General features: G+C 49.3%; 20 protein-coding genes and 1 riboswitch. Of the genes, 14 read left to right on the top strand and 6 right to left on the bottom strand.

Annotation, left to right across the window (positions count from 1 at the left end; translation table 11 throughout):
* The 4 genes from B4113_RS18850 to B4113_RS20560 all read left to right on the top strand — a co-directional run.
* A partial coding sequence (locus tag B4113_RS18850) for a DNA/RNA non-specific endonuclease (RefSeq protein WP_201028607.1) occupies positions 1-297 on the top strand: 297 nt, incomplete at its 5' end.
* A gap of 1 nt (position 298) precedes the next feature.
* Entirely contained in the window at positions 299-703 is a 405-nt protein-coding gene (locus tag B4113_RS10850; RefSeq protein WP_061912489.1) for an immunity protein YezG family protein, read from the top strand.
* 41 nt (positions 704-744) lie between these two features.
* Positions 745-906 (top strand): hypothetical protein, encoded by a 162-nt coding sequence (locus B4113_RS20565; protein ID WP_235597992.1) that lies wholly within the window; start codon positions 745-747, stop codon positions 904-906.
* A complete protein-coding gene (locus B4113_RS20560) occupies positions 855-1,139 on the top strand; it encodes a transposase (protein ID WP_235597991.1) in 285 nt (94 codons plus the stop codon). Before B4113_RS20565 ends, B4113_RS20560 begins: the two co-directional genes overlap by 52 nt.
* Positions 1,140-1,211: 72 nt before the next feature.
* Here the strand turns inward: B4113_RS20560 and B4113_RS10840 are convergent, their stop codons facing one another.
* Positions 1,212-2,708 (bottom strand): HD-GYP domain-containing protein, encoded by a 1,497-nt coding sequence (locus B4113_RS10840; protein ID WP_033019814.1) that lies wholly within the window; start codon positions 2,706-2,708, stop codon positions 1,212-1,214.
* 573 nt (positions 2,709-3,281) lie between these two features.
* Between B4113_RS10840 and B4113_RS10835 the strand changes: the two genes are divergently transcribed.
* On the top strand, positions 3,282-3,653 hold the full coding sequence (locus B4113_RS10835) for a hypothetical protein (RefSeq protein WP_033019816.1): 372 nt from the start codon (positions 3,282-3,284) through the stop codon (positions 3,651-3,653).
* Positions 3,654-3,673: 20 nt separating this feature from the next.
* On the opposite strand, the gene B4113_RS10830 is transcribed toward B4113_RS10835, so the two are convergent.
* Positions 3,674-3,928 carry a GlsB/YeaQ/YmgE family stress response membrane protein gene (locus B4113_RS10830; RefSeq protein WP_033019819.1) on the bottom strand — a complete coding sequence of 85 codons (255 nt, stop codon included), beginning with the start codon at positions 3,926-3,928 and terminating at the stop codon, positions 3,674-3,676.
* A 256-nt stretch (positions 3,929-4,184) separates the two neighbouring features.
* The gene (locus B4113_RS10825) at positions 4,185-4,631 is read right to left on the bottom strand and encodes a gp58-like family protein (RefSeq protein WP_033019822.1); all 447 of its coding nucleotides are present in this window, start codon (positions 4,629-4,631) and stop codon (positions 4,185-4,187) included.
* 470 nt (positions 4,632-5,101) lie between these two features.
* Between B4113_RS10825 and B4113_RS10820 the strand changes: the two genes are divergently transcribed.
* Positions 5,102-6,139, top strand: a complete 1,038-nt coding sequence (locus tag B4113_RS10820; RefSeq protein ID WP_061912494.1) for a YeiH family protein — start codon at positions 5,102-5,104, stop codon at positions 6,137-6,139.
* A 46-nt stretch (positions 6,140-6,185) separates the two neighbouring features.
* On the opposite strand, the gene B4113_RS10815 is transcribed toward B4113_RS10820, so the two are convergent.
* Entirely contained in the window at positions 6,186-7,100 is a 915-nt protein-coding gene (locus tag B4113_RS10815; RefSeq protein ID WP_033843358.1) for a LysR family transcriptional regulator, read from the bottom strand.
* 419 nt (positions 7,101-7,519) lie between these two features.
* On the opposite strand from B4113_RS10815, the gene B4113_RS10810 reads away from it, so the two are divergent.
* The 5 genes from B4113_RS10810 (at position 7,520) to B4113_RS10790 (ending at position 11,241) form a co-directional block, all read left to right on the top strand.
* Positions 7,520-7,819, top strand: coding sequence for a metal-sensing transcriptional repressor (locus B4113_RS10810; protein WP_033843359.1), 300 nt, complete (start codon positions 7,520-7,522; stop codon positions 7,817-7,819).
* Between the two features lie 12 nt (positions 7,820-7,831).
* Entirely contained in the window at positions 7,832-10,228 is a 2,397-nt protein-coding gene (locus B4113_RS10805) for a heavy metal translocating P-type ATPase (RefSeq protein ID WP_033843360.1), read from the top strand.
* 21 nt (positions 10,229-10,249) lie between these two features.
* Positions 10,250-10,453, top strand: a complete 204-nt coding sequence (gene copZ / locus B4113_RS10800; RefSeq protein WP_033843361.1) for a copper chaperone CopZ — start codon at positions 10,250-10,252, stop codon at positions 10,451-10,453.
* A 124-nt stretch (positions 10,454-10,577) separates the two neighbouring features.
* Positions 10,578-10,919 (top strand): nucleotidyltransferase family protein, encoded by a 342-nt coding sequence (locus B4113_RS10795; protein WP_051962651.1) that lies wholly within the window; start codon positions 10,578-10,580, stop codon positions 10,917-10,919.
* A complete protein-coding gene (locus B4113_RS10790) occupies positions 10,903-11,241 on the top strand; it encodes a DUF86 domain-containing protein (protein ID WP_033019839.1) in 339 nt (112 codons plus the stop codon). Before B4113_RS10795 ends, B4113_RS10790 begins: the two co-directional genes overlap by 17 nt.
* 366 nt (positions 11,242-11,607) lie before the next feature.
* Here B4113_RS10790 and B4113_RS10785 read toward each other — a convergent pair whose 3' ends face one another.
* Positions 11,608-12,468: a C39 family peptidase gene (locus B4113_RS10785; RefSeq protein ID WP_033019841.1), complete on the bottom strand. Its 861-nt coding sequence runs from the start codon at positions 12,466-12,468 to the stop codon at positions 11,608-11,610.
* Positions 12,469-12,793: 325 nt separating this feature from the next.
* Between B4113_RS10785 and asnB the strand changes: the two genes are divergently transcribed.
* From asnB to B4113_RS10770, 3 genes are all read left to right on the top strand, one after another.
* Positions 12,794-14,701: an asparagine synthase (glutamine-hydrolyzing) gene (gene asnB / locus B4113_RS10780; RefSeq protein ID WP_033019842.1), complete on the top strand. Its 1,908-nt coding sequence runs from the start codon at positions 12,794-12,796 to the stop codon at positions 14,699-14,701.
* 309 nt (positions 14,702-15,010) lie between these two features.
* Positions 15,011-15,204, top strand: a riboswitch (cobalamin riboswitch).
* A gap of 129 nt (positions 15,205-15,333) precedes the next feature.
* Positions 15,334-17,616, top strand: a complete 2,283-nt coding sequence (locus B4113_RS10775; RefSeq protein ID WP_061912488.1) for a ribonucleoside-diphosphate reductase subunit alpha — start codon at positions 15,334-15,336, stop codon at positions 17,614-17,616.
* 197 nt (positions 17,617-17,813) lie between these two features.
* The gene (locus B4113_RS10770) at positions 17,814-18,854 is read left to right on the top strand and encodes a ribonucleotide-diphosphate reductase subunit beta (protein WP_033019846.1); all 1,041 of its coding nucleotides are present in this window, start codon (positions 17,814-17,816) and stop codon (positions 18,852-18,854) included.
* 351 nt (positions 18,855-19,205) lie between these two features.
* On the opposite strand, the gene B4113_RS10765 is transcribed toward B4113_RS10770, so the two are convergent.
* Positions 19,206-19,742, bottom strand: a complete 537-nt coding sequence (locus tag B4113_RS10765; protein ID WP_033843366.1) for an HD domain-containing protein — start codon at positions 19,740-19,742, stop codon at positions 19,206-19,208.
* Between the last annotated feature and the right edge of the window lie 20 nt (positions 19,743-19,762).

Raw genomic sequence — 19,762 nt, 5'->3', positions numbered from 1 at the left:
CCGCTTACCAGCCTCGTTTCTCAAATAGAAAAGCCCTGTCGCATCCGGATCGCCTTTCACACGCTCCCCCATGTTCTAGAGAAACAACCGTTTTTCACCAGTCCTCTAAATAGGAGTGAGTATAAAACTCTAGAGAATACATGGAAAAAAGCTTTAGAAGAGGGGAAAGAGGTAACGATTAGGGTGAAGCCTATATATGAGGGACAATCGGTTAGACCGAAAGAATTTAAAATCGACTACTCCATAAATGGTAAAAAATATTCCGAGAGACTAATTAACTATTCAGGAGGTAAGTAAGATGGAAACGTATAAAATGGAATATATATACCAACAAATTGCAGATATATTAGTTAATATGATTCCTGAGGCATGGAGAAAAATCCTGTTATACGCCGAATTTAGAGAAGGTTATAAAAAAATCTTTTTCTATTACTATCCAGAAAAAGAAGGAGAGCCGGTATATAGCCTTGATATAACAGATTTATTTGATGTTGATGAGAATGAATTTGATAGGTTAGAAAATGAGTTGTATAGCTGTTTTTCTAGATTAAGAGAAAAATTCAAAGAACAAGAACCATGGACGAATTTAACTTACATTTTGGATAACACAGGCCGAATGAAAATCCACTATGGATATGACGATCTTTCAGAAATGAGTCCTGTGGAAAAACAAGAAAAGTGGGAAAATGAATATTTAAATTAATTTACTGTGGATGAGCATTTTTCGAATGGGATTCGGAGTCTATGGGCCATCCATTAGGAGAAGGAGAGACGATGGAAGTGGAACACGTATACATCGGCCATGAGCGCTTGTCTGTTCCACGGTTGATTTTCCGCCGTCTGACGGCGGAAGAATGGCAAAAACGGATGTGCAAAAAAAGGAAAAAAGAAAAGGGAAGGCGCTGACACGCCAAACCCTCGAACAAAAGAAATACCACATCTTACTGACGAATTTACCACAAGAGTCGTTTGATGGTCAACAGGTTTATGAGCTCTATTCCCTGCGCTGGCCAATTGAATTATTTGATTTGCAGAAAGTTAAGAAGATGAAGAAAGAACGTTTCGAATGCCATTTATACGGGACGTTGGTTGCCATTTTCGTCACCCAGATGTTTCTGTTTCACGCTCGGATGTATTGACATCAAAAGGAAGACATTCAAATCAGTGAACGGAAAGCACTCGATCTTCTCCAATCGTATTGGCCCCGCCCGTTAAGATACTGCCGTGGCGGTCGATGGCATCGTTTCTTCCATCCACTGCAAAAAGGCTTCCACCATTTCTTCATCCCACTGTGTTCCTTTTCCTTGACGCAAAATAGCGGCTGCTTGGTGAATTTCCATGCCTTTGCGATACGGGCGATCCGATGTCATGGCATCAAACGCGTCAGCGACGGCGATGATGCGTCCGAACAGAGGGATGTCCTCGCCGCGCAGTCCATCTGGGTATCCTTTTCCATCGATCCGCTCATGATGGGAACGGATCCCCGGCAACAGCGGCTCAACCGGTTCTAGCGGTTGGATCTCGCGCAAAATCGATTCGCCAATGACAGGATGTTTTTTAATCCAGGCAAACTCTTCCTCGCTCAGTTTCCCTTCTTTCAGCAAAACAGCGTCGGGGATGCCGATTTTGCCAATATCATGGAGAAGGGCTGAGCGGTATAGCACCTCAAGCTGTTCCGGTGGCAAAGCGAGTTTTTCCCCGATGGCGCGAGCATAATGCGCCACGCGCAACGAATGTCCCGCGGTGTAAGGGTCGCGGGCGTCCAACGCCGCGGTCAAAACCGTGATGAAACTGTCCAATAGTTGTTTATTCAGCTGATCACGACTGTGTACAGCGCCGATCATATGGTTGAATCCGCGAAGCAATTCGGCGAACTCATCGGTATAAACGTTGTGGGCGATCGGTTCATACGCTTCCGTTTCCGCCCGTTTCATGTGAGTGAGCAAAACGTTGACCGGTTCATGGATTTCTTCGACCAATAAGCGCGCCAAAAATATAGAAAAGCCGATGCAAAAGAGCAAAATCGTCGCAGCCCAAGGCCAGTAGGACCAATGGGCCCCATTTGGATCGGTCATCGACCATTTGATTTCAGTAGCAAGACTAAACAGCAGAACAGGAAACGCACTGCTGAATAATACGGTGAGCTGCAGTTTCGTTTTTAAGGAAATGGAAAGCGGCACTTGTTCTGCCATTGAACCGATTTGCGCCGATAAAGATGCCAACAAGGGTCGGCATGCTTTCGTTGTCAAAAAAAACTCAATGAGCGCATGGAGTGAGGCGATCAGCACAGCCCCGGCCAACGCGTACAGAATATACCGATATGGAAGGGACAAAATATGGTAGCGAATGCACAAGGCGGTCAGCCCGGCGCCCGGGATCGACAACCCGAATAAGTGCGGCCCTAAAATCCGCCGAACGGCCAACAGCGGAAAGCGCTGCACTTGTTTGAAGGCTGCGAGCGCCAGTGACGGGTCTGGAGATTGGGATGCAAAAAAGCGGCGAATAGGGGCTACATCCCGGGCGAAGACGATCGCTTCCGCGGCCGCCATCACCATTGCCGATGTGAATAAAATGGCGATCAGCCATTTTCCTTCCTGCGCTGATACACGCAACGTTGTCAACATGAACGTTGTGCCTACTCCTCCGACGGCCATTGCGGATCCCATGACGTAGTAGCGCCATAATTGCCGCAAAAAGGAACGATACATTGGTTTCCTACCTTTCTTTGTCTAATTCGGCAAGTGATGATGTCTGGATGCTGTTGGAACAGAAACCCCGTCCGTTAAGGCGAGCGAGGGTGGAAACTTGCATTCGGCGCACCATGTCTTTTGTTTTGCATGTTGCTAAAGGTCGGTGACAACGAGGCACCGGAGGGATGAAAAACCGAAAAGCCAATGGTATTCCTAAGCGTCCGGTGATTGATTCGTGGATACGGCTTTGCCATCTCATTTCTCAACGAGAAAAACCTTGTTGCATCGGTCCTGCTTTTCACGCGCTCCCCCATCGATGAAGGGAATTAGCGGTTTTTCACCGGGCTTCTAAGTCTACTATACTAGTTCTTTGGCATGGTGACAATGTGTGTAAGTGATTTTTTGAAATGACATCGATCGACTGGTCGTGTCCACTCGTTTGTCGGCGGAAGGGGAAGGGGACGGACGAGCTTGCCGATGGCCGCCAAAAGGTGGCGGGTGAGCGAGAAAGACCGGCTGTGCTTATGTATGGGCCAATAGAGCGTCTCGCTGCACTGAGACACTCCATTGGCTGAGAAAGGTGAATGATTGTTGATTGTTTTGCAAAGGAAGCGGCAAGCCGCCGAGCACGTTGAGCAGTTGCTGCAAGACGGAGAGGACTTGTTGCAAGGTGGAGGAAATCGTTGGCAGAGCCGTATTGATCGTATTGATCGCGCTAGGCAATTGTTGCAGTATCGTTTCTCCTTTATTGAGCAGAAATTCATCTTGTCGATTCACCATATTCGTGTGGAAAAGAAATGGTATAGACAAGTTCTCCGAAAAACAGAAAAAGGCGAATGCCGTCGAGCCGGTGGATCGATTCTTCAACAAACTGCGTATACCGCACTTGACCGCATTCACCAAGTGGTGGGGATATTCACGAAAAAAACCGGGCGGAACATGGCCCGGTTTTTTCCATCTTGAATTCTGGTGACCGATCATCATTACCTAGCTTGATGTAGCTTGCGAATGATAAAACTAGCCAGCAAAATGAGAATGACCGAACCGATCAGAGCCGGAATAATATCAAATCCGCCGATGGTCGGCCCCCAATTGCCGAATAACTTTGTTCCAAGCCATGCACCGATAAACCCGGCGATGATATTGCCGATGATTCCTCCGGGAATATCGCGACCTGTCAAAAGCCCGCCTAGCCAACCGATGATACCGCCAACGATCAAACTCCATAGAAATGACATGGATGGTTCCTCCTTGCCGTTTGATGAAAACTGTTCTTTGATCGTAGTTTATGTTAAAAGACATGCACGTATACGTGAAACGGTTTGACATGCGTCGTTTGTTGCCAGTTTCGTTGCTTGACAGGATAGAGGACGTTTGTTTTCTGTATCGTTGTTCGTTTGTCTTCAGCTTTTGGGCCCGCTTGGACGCGCGAGCGGAGAAACAGAGACGCCGCGTCTGACGATGAATCCAACGCGGCTCTTGAGTGAAGGGAAGTTAACGAACGGATTCGAGTTGCTTGGCCAGATGGTGGAGCTTTTTCTCGTGCTGGATGGTTTTCGACGCGAGGAAATGGACGGTTTCTTGCGTTTCTGTCAACTCCACGCGCAAGCCGGCGAATTTTTGTTCGAGTCGATCAAACCGCTCGTTCACCTCGGCGCGAAATTGTTGCATTTCCGCTCTCAATTGGTTGGCTGTGTCTTGCATTTCCGCTCTCAATTGGTTGGCTGTGTCTTGCATTTCTGCTCTCAATTGGTTAGCCATGTCTTGCATTTCTTTCCGCAGCTGATTAGCGGTGTCTTGCATTTCTGCTCTCAGCTGATTAGCGGTGTCTTGGATTTCGGCTCGCAATTGGCTTCCCATTTCGTCAATTTGGGTGCGGATGTCGCGGGAAAACATTTTCAGCGCCTCGACTACTTCTTTCACGATGGTATCGCGTTCCACGCTTGTTCACCTCCCTCTAGTTTGATTATACAATGTGCAGATGGGAAAGAAAATAGCGGTTTCGACAAACTTTTCCTTAGCGGGGGAGATGAGGGCAGAGGACTGCCCCCAGCGGTGTTTTCCAAGTTGAAAAGCTTGGCGGCACCATCCCCCTCATCGTTTGGCAATCCGGCGAAACGGGTGGTTTCCTGCCGGTTTTAGCCTGATTGTCCTTGGTCGATAGGGGGAACGTGTGAGAAGCAATTCCGAAGCGATTGGTTTTTCGGTTTGAGAAAGGCCGTTGAGGCGCGCGAGTGGCGCTGAGAAAGGAAGCCATCGGTTGCTCTTTTATGGAAATGGTACAGAGAAGAGAGTATTTTGTCTATCATAATCTATTACTTATTATAACGATAAAAAAACGCTATTTTACTTATAAGTCAAAGAGGCGTATGATAAACACGAAGTTCGCAGTATGGATAGGGGGAATGGGAATGGAGAAGGGAAAGAAAGCGGTTTGGTCTTATAGGCTGACTTGGGGACAAGAGAAACGTCGATGGGTAGGAGGGGTAGTTTTTCCGTTTTTGATCGCTGCCATTGGCATGGCGCTGGCTTCCCTGCCTGGACTCGATCATTTAGGTCCACTCGCTTGTGCTATTTTACTAGCGGTGCTGTATCGGCACGTATTTGGCTACCCTGTGGCCCTTCGTTCGGGGATTCAATTTGTTTCGAAATATTTGTTGCGATTGGCTATTGTGCTATTCGGGCTGAAGTTGAATATAGCCGTTTTGCTTCAGCACGGATGGGGGCTTGTCTTTCGAGATTTGGCCATCGTTGTGTTTGCTATCTTTACGATGGTATGGATTGGAAAAATGGTAAACGTCAGCCCTTCTTTGTCTTTGTTGCTAGGTATCGGAACGGGGGTGTGCGGGGCGGCGGCGATTGCCGCTGTGTCCCCCATTTTGCAATCAGATGATGAGGATACGGCTCTCTCAATTGGAATGATTGCGTTGGTCGGCACGGTGTTTTCAATTGGATACACGCTCATTCGCCCGCTTTTGCCGCTTTCCTCGTTGCAGTATGGGGCGTGGAGCGGGATGAGCTTGCATGAAATCGCCCATGTCGCACTGGCAGGAGCTCCGGCCGGGCAGGAGGCGCTGGCGTTGGCGTTGTTGGCCAAGCTAGGGAGGGTGCTTTGGCTTGCACCGCTCAGTTTTGTTCTTATGTATTGGAAAAAGACCAAAGCGAATTGTCATGACGGAAGAAAAACGAAAGTTCCCTTTCCGTGGTTTTTGCTAGGATTTATCGTTATGAGTTTGTTCGGCAGTTATGTGCTGGGAAACGCCATTTCAGTTTCTCCCGGTGTTCTAAGCTTTCTCTCTTTTGTCACTTCGCTTTTCTTGACGGCGGCGATGGTCGGACTTGGATTGAATGTCGATTTGCGAACATGGGGGAGAAATGGCTGGCGTCCTCTTGCCGCGATGTGTCTCGTATCATTTTGCTTGTCTCTGTTATCGTTATTCTTTGTTTAATGGTCAAGGAAAAAAGACGACCGGCGACGCTGTCGGCCGTCTTTGCTCAAAGAGACGGAGGAGGGGACCACTGCCTGACGGAAGGGTGGTGAGTGCGAATGATGGTTAAAAAGACGTCCATAGCTTTTGTATAAAACGGGGTTTTCGGCGTTACGAGAGAAAAGCGGCGAACAAACGGCTCTTCATCGATCGGGATGATGGATAACGTGCCAAACGAAAGTTCTTTTTTGATCGTCCAAAGGGAGAGAAACGTGATCCCCAAGCCGGCTTCGACCGCTTCTTTAATGAGTTGTGTGCTGCCAAATTCCATCATCGAAGACGGAACAAAGCGGTGATTGCGAAAAAATTCATCCGTTGCTTTCCTTGTCCCCGAACCTTGTTCTCGAACAATCCATGTGGCGCTCTCTAGGTCTTCGATCTTGACCTTCTTTTTGTGGGCGTACGGGTGGCGAGGCGAAGCCACGACAACCATTTGATCTTCGGCTAATGGTTCGATAGATACGCTCGCTGACTCGATGTCCATTTCGATAATCCCCACATCCAGTTGATGGCTGCTTACCATTTCAACAATTTCATTCGAGTTTCCGATCGTGATTGTCGGTGTAATGAGCGGATAGTGTTGATGCAATTGAGCGATCATCTGGGGAAGAACATACTCGCCGTACGTGTAGCTGGCTCCAATCGACAGCTTCCCGCTCGCTCGATTCAGTAAATCATCAAGCAGTTGGTTCATACGTGTGTACAATCCGAGAATTTCTTGCGCATAATGGTAAACGATTTCCCCGGCTTTGTTCAATCTGACATACTTGTTTGTCCTGTCTAACAGTTTTGTATCCAACAATCGTTCCAATGTTTGAATGTGCTGGCTGACCGCGGGTTGCGTCATATGCAGCTCTTCAGCTGCTTTCGTGAAGTTTCCTTTTTCCACTACTTTGACAAACACATGCAGCAACTGATCCAAGGCAGTCCCTCCCCACCTTTTTTGTAATGATATGCTTAGTTTACCATGCCTTTTCGTGAGCGCCAATCACTGCGTGCGAAAGTGGCTTGGTAGATCGAGGCAAGTTGGCATATTGTTTTTCATCCGGCTATATCTGCTTGCATGCGGACGAAAACGGAAGCGTAAAAGCAGAAATTCTTTATTGTTCAATCTACATACTGTAAAAAATGTTAATTTTCTGTTAAATACACCGCCTCAATCCGTCATTTTCATGCTAGGGTGGGAAGCAAGGCTTGCCCATGAATGTTTTTAGTGGAAAGTGGAATTTTCCCGCGTAGGTATTGATTACGGTTTTGCTTGTGAGCATGATTTGTAGAGGGGATTTCTGTTGTGTTTTATACCCGTTACCGGTATAATGTAATTGAAAGAGGTGATGTTGGATGAACCATTATGAAGATCACAAAATGGTTCCACGGACGGAACAGGAAATCGAACGCATCATCAAGCGTTTGAAGCGCATCGAAGGGCAAGTGCGCGGGGTGCAAAAAATGGTGGAGGACAATCGGTATTGCATCGATATTTTAGTGCAAATTTCCGCGATTAGAGCAGCGTTGAACCAAGTCGGGCTACAGTTGCTTGAACGCCATGTGAGCCATTGTGTGGCCAAAGCGATCCGTGAAGGGAGCGGAGATGAATCGATTCGCGAATTAATGGATGTGATGAAACAATTTTCGAAGTAAGGGGGGATGGAAATGGGAGAGCTGAAAACCGTGACGCTGAAGGTGACGGGCATGACATGCGCCGCGTGCGCCAATCGGATCGAGAAAGCATTAAATAAGATGGACGGCGTCAACGCCCATGTCAATTTGGCCATGGAAAACGCAACGATTCACTACGATCCAGCGAAGCAAACGATCGCCGATCTCGAGACGAAAATTGAGCATTTAGGGTATGGCGTGGCGACAGAAAAAGTGATGCTCGATATTGAAGGCATGACATGTGCGGCTTGTGCGACACGGATTGAAAAAGGGTTGAATCGGATGGAAGGGGTGACAAGCGCTGCGGTCAACTTGGCGACCAACAGTGCGGTCGTTGAATACAAAGAGGGAGTTGCATCTGTCGAAGACATTTTAGAGAAAATCAAAACGCTTGGGTACAGGGGGCAAATTCGAAACGAAGAACAAGAGGGTGCTGGCCGGAAAGAAGAGCAGTTGAAACAGAAGCAGCGGCGACTCGCCATTTCCATCCTCTTATCGTTGCCGCTGCTCTATACGATGCTGGCGCATATGCCGTTTGCTATCGGCTTACCGATGCCGCATTGGCTGATGAATCCGTGGTTCCAGCTTCTTTTCGCTACACCCGTTCAGTTTTACATCGGCGGTCCCTTCTACGTCGGGGCGTACCGGGCGTTGCGAAACAAAAGTGCGAACATGGACGTCCTTGTGGCGCTCGGAACATCCGCCGCGTACGTGTACAGCTTGTCTGAAGCTTTTCGGACGCTCGGGAATCCTGACTATATGCCGAGGCTGTATTTTGAAACGAGCGCCGTCTTGATCACGCTTGTGCTTGTCGGCAAATATGTTGAAGCGATTGCGAAAGGGAGGACAACGGAAGCCATTTCGAAGTTAGTCAGCCTGCAGGCGAAGGAAGCGACCGTCATTCGGAATGGGGACGAAATAAAAGTTCCACTCGAGGAAGTGGTGATCGGCGATACGATCGTTGTTAAGCCGGGAGAAAAAATTCCGGTAGACGGTACGGTCATCGCCGGAGCATCTTCCGTAGACGAATCGATGATTACCGGTGAATCGATTCCGGTCGATAAGAAGGAAGGCGACTATGTGATCGGGGCAACCATTAATACAAATGGGGTGCTGACTATTCGCGCCGAAAAAGTCGGAAAAGATACCGCGCTTTCTCATATCATTAAAATCGTCGAAGAGGCGCAAGGGTCGAAAGCGCCGATTCAGCGGATGGCCGATGTCATTTCCGGCATTTTCGTACCGATTGTTGTCGGAATTGCGGTTGTTTCCTTTCTCATCTGGTACTTCTTCGTTGCGCCGGGTGATTTGGCCAAAGCGCTTGAGGTGGCCATCGCTGTTCTTGTCATCGCGTGCCCTTGTGCGCTCGGTTTGGCGACACCGACATCGATTATGGTCGGCACCGGCAAAGGGGCAGAACAAGGCATTCTCTTTAAAGGAGGTGAGTACCTAGAGGGAACGCATAAAATCAATGCCGTATTGCTCGATAAAACAGGAACAGTGACAAAAGGAAAACCGGAAGTCACCGATGTGCTGGCCTTCCGCGAGGACATGCTTGATTATGCGGTTTCCGCCGAGAGCGCTTCCGAGCATCCGCTCGCTCAGGCGATTGTCGAATACGGGAAGAAACAAGCGATTTCGATGAAGCCATTGGAGCACTTTTCCGCCATTGCCGGCCACGGCATTGAAGCGGTCATTGACGGCAAAACCGTTTTGATCGGGACGCGGAAATGGATGAAGGACCGCGCTGTTGAGATTTCTCAGTGCGAAAATCGCTTGATAGAGCTTGAAAAACAAGGAAAAACCGCGATGCTTGTGGCCATCGATGGAGAGCTGGCCGGCATCATGGCGGTCGCGGATACGGTGAAAGAAAGCGCGAAAGAAGCGATTCAAACATTAAAACAAATGGGCATCGATGTCTATATGGCAACAGGGGACAATCAGCGGACAGCAGGAGCGATCGCCCATGAAGTCGGCATTGAGCATGTGTATGCCGAGGTGCTCCCGGAAGAAAAAGCGAACATCGTCGAGGAATTGCAAAAACAAGGAAAACGTGTGGCGATGGTCGGCGATGGGATTAACGATGCGCCGGCTTTGGCCAAAGCGGATATTGGGATGGCGATTGGCACAGGAGCGGATGTGGCGATCGAAACGGCCGATGTGACCTTGGTCGGCGGCGATTTGCGCCATATCTCGAAAGCCATTGAGTTGAGCCGGCAAACGATGAAAAACATTCGGCAAAATCTGTTCTGGGCGTTGTTTTATAATACGATCGGCATTCCGGTCGCCGCTTTCGGATTGTTGGAGCCGTGGATCGCGGGAGCGGCGATGGCATTCAGCTCTGTGTCGGTTGTGACCAACGCGCTTCGGTTGAAGCGTGTGAAACTATAAACATTTAAGGAGGAATCGATGATGACGATTACATTGCAAGTGCAAGGAATGACATGCGGACATTGCCAAGCGGCGGTGACGAACGCCCTTCAAGCGTTGGATGGCGTCAGCCGCGTCGAAGTGCATTTGCAAGAAGGGACGGTCGATGTGGAGTATGATGAAACAAAGGTCAGCGTAGAAAAACTGAAAGAAGCGATTGAAGAGCAAGGATATGATGTGAAATAACGAGAAGGGGCCCCGAGGGAAGACGGGGCCTTTTTAATCGAGAGCGTAACGGGACATGACGAGTTCTCGGCTGGGAAAAGTTTTTTTCTCTTCTTGAAGAATATCGGGAAAGCGGGATGTTATAATGAAAATAACAGGCGCGGAAAAAGGGGGGATTGATTTGCGATCGCAACAAGACATCCTTAATGAAATGGCGAAATGTTTAGATTTATGGAAGAAAAAGTATGGTGTGAAGCGAATTGGGTTATTTGGCTCGTACAGTCGGGGGGAACAAAGGGAGTCGAGTGACATTGATGTGTTGGTAGAATTTATGGATCATGCGGTGACGTTTGATCATTATATGGAGTTGAAACTGAGTTTGGAAGATCTTTTTCAAAAATCAGTGGATTTAGTGATTGTAGATGATATCAAACCAGGATTAAAGCCGACTATTTTAAGGAGTGTGAAGTATGCAGAGGGATCCTAGCGTCTTTTTGCAAGATATTTTGGTTGCTGCAGAGAAAATTGAGAAGTACACCCAAGGGCTTTCTTATGATGACTTTTTAGATAATGATTTAGTATCAGATGCAGTCATTAAAAATATATTAGTGATTGGAGAAGCAGCGAAAAACATTCCAGACGAAATCAGGCAAGCATCTCCATATATCGAATGGAGAAAGATGGCTGGCATGAGGGATATGCTGATCCACAGTTATTTCTCCATTAATTATCGAATTGTGTGGGATGTCGTTCGAAATAAGATTCCTGTATTAAAACAGCACGTTGAACGATTGCTAAATGAAAGTTAGACTTCCATTCAAACCGTATGCGCCGTTTGGGGATAGCTCATTATTCAAAAAAGGGGTGGCCTAGGAGGCCGGTGATTTAAGGGAGCAAGCCTCTTATCAAGCCTGTTTCTCAAATAGAAAAACCTTGTCGCATCAGGATCGTCTTTCAAACGCTCCCCCATTGCTCAAAAGAAACAACTGTTTTTCACCAGCCATCTAGAAGACCAGTGAAAAAAGGGTTCCGCTCGCCAATCAGCGGTATTTCACAGGAAAAGAAAGCTGATTTCACAATGCTTCTCACTAGGATAAAAAATAGATGTGCAAAATGTATGGAGAAAATCGTTCAACGAAAATGAAAAAAAAGCAAGCGATTCGGATTCGCCGAGCTTAGCGGCGATACGTAATCGCTTGCCGTCCCATTTGAACCCAAGCCGCGATAAACTCTTGCTTCGGTGCTTTTTGATTTTTGATGGCGGTCAATGGGTCGTTGAAATAAATGTACTGCTCATCGTATCCCGTAATGAGTACCGCGTGTTCCCGATACGTGATTTTGACCGGTCCTTGCGGTGTTTGCCATTCGCGAAAGGCGGAGGGGGGAAGCGGACGGAAGGTGGTGTTTGTAATGACCCACACCGGGGAGCCTTTCGCTACGTAGTCATAAATGTGCTCAAAGGATTGTCCGGTTAAGTCGACGATTTGCGTTGGCAAGTATCGTTCGGCCAGCTCCTTAATGGGTTTGTGATATACGCCGTATCCAGGCTTCGACAATGTATACATGTCGCCCACAAATCCTTCATTCGGATGGCCGTAAAAGACGCGGCCGTTTTTTACTTGATATGGCGTCGGATTTTTCCGCACTTGTCTCGCTAATGTCATTTTGTCAACATCAATTCCCGCATGGTTCAGCAGCATGGCTAAGCTGGTGACTTCACATCCCCTTGGCAGCTCGGGGAGCTGCGAGATTAACGGCGCGTCAATCAACACCGTTGATTTCAACGTCGATTTGCCGGCGTTCGCCGCTTGGTCATGATTGACAAGCGGGACGATGGTTTCCTGTACAAAATGTTGAAATCGATCCTTTGTTTGCGCCCAGCTTTTATGATTGGACAAAACGGCTAGAAGCAAGGCGAGACAGCCCGCGTATACAGCCAGCAGCAGCTGGTCCCTTTTGCGGCTGAGAGGGCTTCGCAAAAGGGCGAGGCAGAGGAGCACGATGAGAGCGGTCAACAGCGAGATCATGGTGAGCAAAGCGATTCTCCCCCTTTATCAGCAGTGCTTCAATGGCGGCTTCCGGGCTGTTTTGATTGTTTTCCCGTTTCCAAAGAAGGGTATTGGAACAAGAAAGCGTTAAAAGTATAGTCAGCTGCCCATTGTGCCTCCGATGGTTGTGATGGAACGTTGGGTTTTGTCAAAAATGGCGAAAGATTGGTTTTGAAACTTTGCTTTTTGTAAGATAGAATGGAACTGGTTTTGTTTTCTTCTTTGCCTATTATTTTATTGCAACCGAAGGCGTAAGGCAAAGAATAAAAACGGGTTGCCTTGATGTCAATTCATTGGAGGGACAGTCATCGTTATGTGTGGATTTATTGGATGGATTGTCGATCGTCCAGAATGTCAAGATCCGGGATGGAGCGAGGAATTAAGGCGGATGAACCGCCTGATTACCCATCGCGGGCCGGATGATGAGGGGTATTATATGGATGAGCACGTCGGGTTTGGATTTCGGCGGCTCAGCATCATCGATTTGGAAGCGGGGCACCAGCCGCTCTCGTATGAAAACGATCGGTACTGGATCATTTTTAACGGGGAGATTTACAATTACGTCGAATTGCGGGAAGAGCTGACGGCGAAAGGATTGTCGTTTGCGACAAACTCCGATACGGAAGTCATCGTTGCGCTTTATAGCATGGAACAAGAAAAAGCGGTCGAAAAGCTACGCGGGATGTTTGCGTTTGTCATTTGGGACAAGCAGGAAAAAACGGTGTTTGCAGCCCGCGATCCGTTCGGCATTAAACCGTTTTTCTATGCGGAACAAGGCGGCCGCACGTTTTTCGCTTCGGAGAAGAAAAGCCTTTTGCTTGCGCTTGGGGCGGAAACGGTAGATCATGAATCGCTCCAGCATTATTTAACCTTCCAATACGTCCCCGAACCATCGACGATGTCGGTCGGTATTTCGAAGTTGGAGCCGGGGCATTATATCAAGAAACGAGTCGGTGAACCGCTCGCGATTCATCGCTATTGGAAGCCGTTTTTCCGCTCTGTTCGCCAGTCGGAGGAGGAATTGGTTGAGAACATCCGCACGGCGTTGGTTGATTCGGTCCGTGTCCATATGCGCAGCGATGTGCCGGTCGGGGCGTTTTTGTCGGGCGGCATTGATTCCTCGTTTATCGTGGCGATCGCCAAACAGTTTCATCCGGATTTAAAGACGTTTTCGGTCGGGTTTGAGCGGCAAGGGTTCAGCGAAATCGATGTGGCCAAGGAGACGGCTGAGAAGCTGGGCGTAGACAATATCAGCTATGTCATTTCGCCGCAGGAGTATATGGACGAGCTGCCGAAAATTATGTGGCATATGGATGATCCGTTGGCGGATCCGGCTGCGGTGCCGCTGTATTTTGTCGCCCGTGAAGCGAGAAAACACGTTACCGTGGTGCTTTCCGGCGAGGGGGCGGACGAGCTGTTTGGCGGCTATAACATTTATCGTGAACCAGAGTCGTTGCGGTGGTTGGAGCGGATGCCGGGAGCGGTGAAGAGCGTGCTGCGCTTCATCGCCAAGTGGCTTCCCGACGGGGTGAAAGGGAAGAGCTTTTTAGAGCGCGGCACGACCCCGCTCGAAAAACGGTATATCGGGAACGCCAAAATATACAGTGAAGCGGAAAAGGCGGCCTTGCTCAAAACGTATGAAAAAGGCCGTGAGTATACAACGGTGACCGCGCCGCTCTATCAAGAAACCGTTCATTATCCGCCGGTCAACCGGATGCAGTACATTGATCTCCATACATGGCTGAGAGGCGATATTTTAGTTAAGGCCGATAAAATGACGATGGCGCATTCGCTTGAGTTGCGGGTGCCGTTTTTGGACAAAGCGGTGTTTGCAGCAGCTGCTACGATCGCTCCGGAGATGAAAACCGCCAACGGCACGACGAAATATATTTTGCGCAAAGCGGCCGAAGGCATCGTGCCGGATCATGTATTAAACCGGAAAAAATTAGGATTTCCTGTGCCGATTCGTCATTGGTTGAGAAACGAAATGTATGATTGGGCGAAACAGCTTATTCACGACAGCGAAACGGACCACTTGTTCCATAAAGACGTGCTGTATCGCTTGCTCGATGAGCATGCGCAGCAGAAAGCGGACCATAGCCGCAAGCTGTGGACGGTGTTGGCGTTTATGATTTGGCATCAAGTGTATGTAGAGCGAGCCTATGATTTTGTTTCATCTGGACAAAAGGAAAAGCCGCTGGCGCCTGCTTTTGAGGCGTAAGGGGGAACAGGACGAGGCGTCCCGGAATTCGGCCGGGGCGCCTGTCTGTTTTGGCCCGAAAACTATAAGGGGCGGTGATTGACTCGCGCAACTGCTTCTCGGAATCGTTTCTCCAATAGAAAAGTCTTGCAACACTGCACACTTTTATTCATTGACCAAAGGAAACCAATGTTTTTCAACGGCCTTCTAAGGATTGATTGAGAAAATCTCGCTTGTCCCTTGCAATTCTTGTTGTTTTGGTATATGCTTGTTCCATCAGGATGATCATCCACTATATATTGATTTGTTTCCTTTTTCAAACAACTATATATCGTTGTGCCAAGCAATGGTGTCCATCAGGACTTAATAGGGAATCCGGTGTGAATCCGGAACTGCCCCCGCAACTGTATGTGCGGACGAAATGGGATGGCCACTGGCGGCAAGAGCTATTTAGCGCCGCTGGGAAGGACCCAAAGTAGGACGATGCACGAGTCAGGAGACCTGCCTTGCTTGGAACGTTTCATGTTCTTCGGGGTGTGAGAAGATGAAACGATAGGGGAAAAGAAAAAGGGAGTTCGTCTGCCTTTTTCCGTCTGTCGTTTCATCCGCTCGCCTGCCCGAGCGGATTTTTTTATGGAGGAGAGGAGAAACGAATGACAGTGTCGACGAAATCAATTGTTGTCGATGATCAAGGAAAAGAGAAATCATTTTCGCGTGAGGAGTTTGCTAGGTTGGTGGAGCAGGCGGCGGCCGACTTTGTCCGTCTGTCGCTCGAGGAATATGAAGAACGTGTATGGCAGCTTCTCAGCCGAAAAGAGATGGTCACCTTCCGGCAGCTGTATCAAACCGCCATTTTGGAAGGGCTGTCGTATATTAGTGAGGAGGAGCCGGAATGGACGTTTGTGTGCGCCCGCCTGTATTTGCAACAACTGTACCGGGAGGCAGCACGGCAGCGCGGGTACGAGGAGCGCAAGCGGTATGGCGATTTCTACTCGCTCCTTGTTGCGCTGACGGAACAAGGAGTATATCATCCGCTGCTGCTTGAACGTTATACGAAAGAAGAAATTGAGTCCATCGGTGCGTTTCTTGATCCGGAGAAGGACAAGTTGTTTACGTACATAGGGTTGCGCACGCTTGCGGATCGGTATTTGGCCCGCGATTATGAGCGGCGGTTGTATGAGTTGCCGCAGGAGCGATTTTTGATTATCGCCATGACGCTTATGGCCAATGAACCACAGCAGCGGCGGCTTGAGTTGGTGAAGGAAGCGTATTGGGCGTTAAGCAACCTATACATGACCGTGGCGACGCCGACGCTTGCCAACGCCGGGAAGTCATACGGCCAGCTGTCGAGCTGCTTTGTCGACACGGTCGATGACAGTTTGCAAGGGATTTACGACAGCAACACCGACATCGCCAATTTATCGAAATCGGGCGGCGGCATTGGGGTCTATTTAGGGAAAATCCGGTCGCGCGGCAGCGACATTAAAGGATTCAAAGGGGTCTCCTCCGGCGTCATCCCGTGGATGAAGCAGCTGAACAACACAGCGGTGAGCGTCGATCAGCTTGGGCAGCGAAAGGGAGCTATTTCCGTCTATTTGGATGTGTGGCATAAAGATATTTTTGCGTTTCTCGATGCGCGGCTCAACAACGGCGACGAACGGCTGCGGACGCATGACTTGTTCACCGGCGTTTGCATCCCTGATTTGTTCATGGAAATGGTCGAACAGCGCGGCGACTGGTATTTGTTTGATCCGCATGAAGTGCGGACGGTGATGGGATTTAGTTTGGAAGACTTTTATGATGAGGAAAAAGGGAAGGGCAGCTTTCGGGAGAAATATTGGCAATGCGTCAACGAACCGAGGCTGTCGAAAGAAAAAGTGCCGGCGATCGAAGTGATGAAAAGCATTATGCGCAGCCAGCTCGAGTCGGGGACGCCGTTTATGTTTTACCGCGATGAAGTGAACCGACAAAATCCGAATCGCCATCTCGGGATGATTTACTGCAGCAACCTTTGCACGGAAATCGCGCAAAACCAAAGCCCGACGGTGATGAAGCGGCAATATGTGAAAGACGGAGTGATTGTGATCGAAAAAATCCCGGGCGATTTTGTCGTCTGCAATTTATCGTCGATCAACTTGGCGCGTGCGGTGACCGATGGGGTGTTGGAGCGGCTCATCCCGATTCAAATGCGGATGCTTGATAATGTCATTGATTTAAATCACATTCCGGTGCTGCAGGCCGGTTTGACGAACGAAAAATACCGCGCTGTCGGGCTTGGCACTTTTGGCTGGCATCATTTGCTGGCGTTAAAAGGCATTCGCTGGGAGTCAGAGGAAGCGGTCCGCTACGCCGATGAACTGTATGAAACGATCGCGTATTTGGCGATTCAAGCGAGCATGGAGCTCGCCAAAGAAAAAGGGAGCTACCCGGCGTTTGCCGGATCGGATTGGCAGACGGGCGCTTATTTCGAACGGCGCGGCTACCAAAGCCACGGCGAGCTCGATTGGGACCGACTCAAGAGCAATGTGGCCCGCTACGGGGTGCGCAACGGCTATATCATGGCCATTGCGCCCAACGCCTCGACGTCGATCATCGCCGGCAGCACGGCGAGCATCGATCCGATTTTCTTAAAAGTGTATGCCGAGGAAAAGAAAGATTATAAAATTCCTGTGACCGTGCCGGATCTAAACGAACAGACGACATGGTATTACAAATCGGCGTACCATATCGACCAACGTTGGAGCATCAAGCAAAACGCCGCGCGCCAGCGCCATGTCGACCAAGCCATCTCATTTAACTTCTACGTCATGAATACGATCAAGGCAAAGGAGCTGCTCGATTTGCATTTGACGGCGTGGAAGTCGGGGTTGAAAACGACGTATTACGTGCGTTCGACATCGGGGACGATCGAAGAGTGCGATTCGTGCGCGAGCTGACCGGGGCCAAAAGAGGCGCACTTCCTTGTGCCGGAGAGGCGTAAGCGGTTGGCCGCGCGCACGATACTATATAAGCTACAATTTGGTTTTCCATGGCATTGTTGCTCTTCTTGTCACCGTGCCAGCTTGTCAGGTGATCAAGATGGGACATGGAGATCAGAAATTCTTTTATAGAAAACGAAAGGGAGGAATGGACGATGACGATCGGCTTAGTCAAACGACCTATTATGGATCCGGAGGCGCCGAACCGCTCGACGGGCATCATCAACGGCCGCTGCTCGAATGTGTTGAATTGGGATGATCTTGCCTATCCGTGGGCGTATGCCAAATATAAGCGAATGCTCGCCAATTTTTGGACGCCGTTTGAAATCAATATGGCGCAAGATGTGAAGCAGTTTCCGCAATTAACGGCCCGCGAGCAGGAGGCCTTTTTGAAAATCATCGGTCTTCTGGCGCTGCTTGACAGCATCCAAACCGATTACGCCGGACGTGTCGCTGATTACATTACGGACCCGAGCATCAACGCGCTCATGATTATGCTCGCCCAGCAGGAAGTCATTCACAACCATTCGTATTCATACGTGCTTTCGAGCCTTGTGCCGAAAGCGAAGCAAGATGAAGTATTCGACTTTTGGCGGAACGAACCGACGCTGCGCAAGCGGAACGATTTTGTGACGAACGGCTACAAGGCGTTTGCGGAAGAGCCGAATGTGGAAAACTTGTTGCGCTCGATCGTTTTTGACGTCATTTTAGAAGGACTGTTTTTCTACTCAGGGTTTGCGTTCTTCTACAACCTCGCGCGCCAGCAAAAAATGGTGGCGACGAGCACGATGATCAATTACATCAACCGTGACGAGCACATTCATGTCGATTTGTTTGCGAAAATTTTCAAAGAAGTGTTGAACGAATATCCGGAATATCGGACGCCGGAGTTGGCGGATTTTGTCCGGGAAACGTTTACGAAAGCGGCTGAGCTGGAGATCGAATGGGCGCGGGAAATCATCGGCCATGAGATCGATGGCATCGACTTGGCTGATTTGGAGGCGTACATTAAGTTTTACGCCAACGTCCGTGCCCACCAGCTTGGGTTTGACCGCCCGTTCGACGGCTATCGGACGAACCCGCTTCGCTGGATTAAAGCGTATGAAGAAGTCGACCTTGGCAAATCCGACTTTTTCGAACAAAAACCACGCCAATATACGAAAGTGCAAGTGGACAACGGATTTGATGAGTTGTAATGAAGGAGAAGCCACGTTTGACAGCGGTCAGCGTGGCTTTTTTGTCAGGCAAGGCGCCTTTGGCTTGATTTGCCGTTTTTTGAACCAATAGGAGCGGACGTTTTGGCAAGACAGATGGCCAAGCCGTCTGCAAACATGAGCGAGAAACTACGTGAAGCTGTCGTTGCGGTTGAACAACAGATGGCCAAGCAGTTTGCAAGCGTGAGGGGACGATAAGGATAGAAGCGGGCGTTCGATGGGGGATGTGCTGTTGGCGCGCAAAGCAGCTCACCTGATTCAAGGGTGAGCTGTTTTCGTTCAGAGGAGAATGGTTTGGCGAGGTCTGGGGAATGGGAACATGAAGGTAAGCGTTCAAACGATATCTCCGAGCCGCCCTTGGGCGTGCTGACGGCTGACGAGTTCGTCGAGCTGGCGGATTTTTTTCCATGCGAAGTCATCGCTGATTGTTCGATAATGGTGGCGGCCGCCGGGTTCCTCGTCGGCTTCGTCGGCCCATTTGACGATGGCTTGAAGCGGCGTTCGTTTCCATTCTCCTTCTGGAAGGTAGGAATCGGTATGAAGTAAAATCGCTAGGGCAATTTCCTTAGCGTTTTGCGGATGTTCGCCTAGGCGGATGAGCAGCTTATGGGCGCGTTCGGCCCCTTTGATGGCGTGGATGTCGTTTTGCCGATATTGTTCGTAGTCCCAACGGCCGTTTTTGTACCATGTGTAATGGCCAATATCATGAAGCAGGGCGGCTTTTGTCGCCAAGTCGACGTTCACTCCGTGGCGGAGGGCAAGGTGGTAGGCATGGTACGCCGCGTTGATGGCGTGGGCGAGGCCAGATCGTTTTAAATATTTTTGCGCAATCGGATGGGCAAAGACGTGGGTTAAGGTGACCGTTCTCATAGACATCCCTCCGTTTTTTT

Origin of the sequence: Geobacillus sp. B4113_201601 (genome assembly GCF_001587475.1) — a bacterium.
GTDB lineage: Bacteria > Bacillota > Bacilli > Bacillales > Anoxybacillaceae > Geobacillus > Geobacillus icigianus.
The sequence above is the reverse complement of the archived record's forward strand: the minus strand, read 5'-3'. Positions and strand labels throughout refer to the sequence as shown.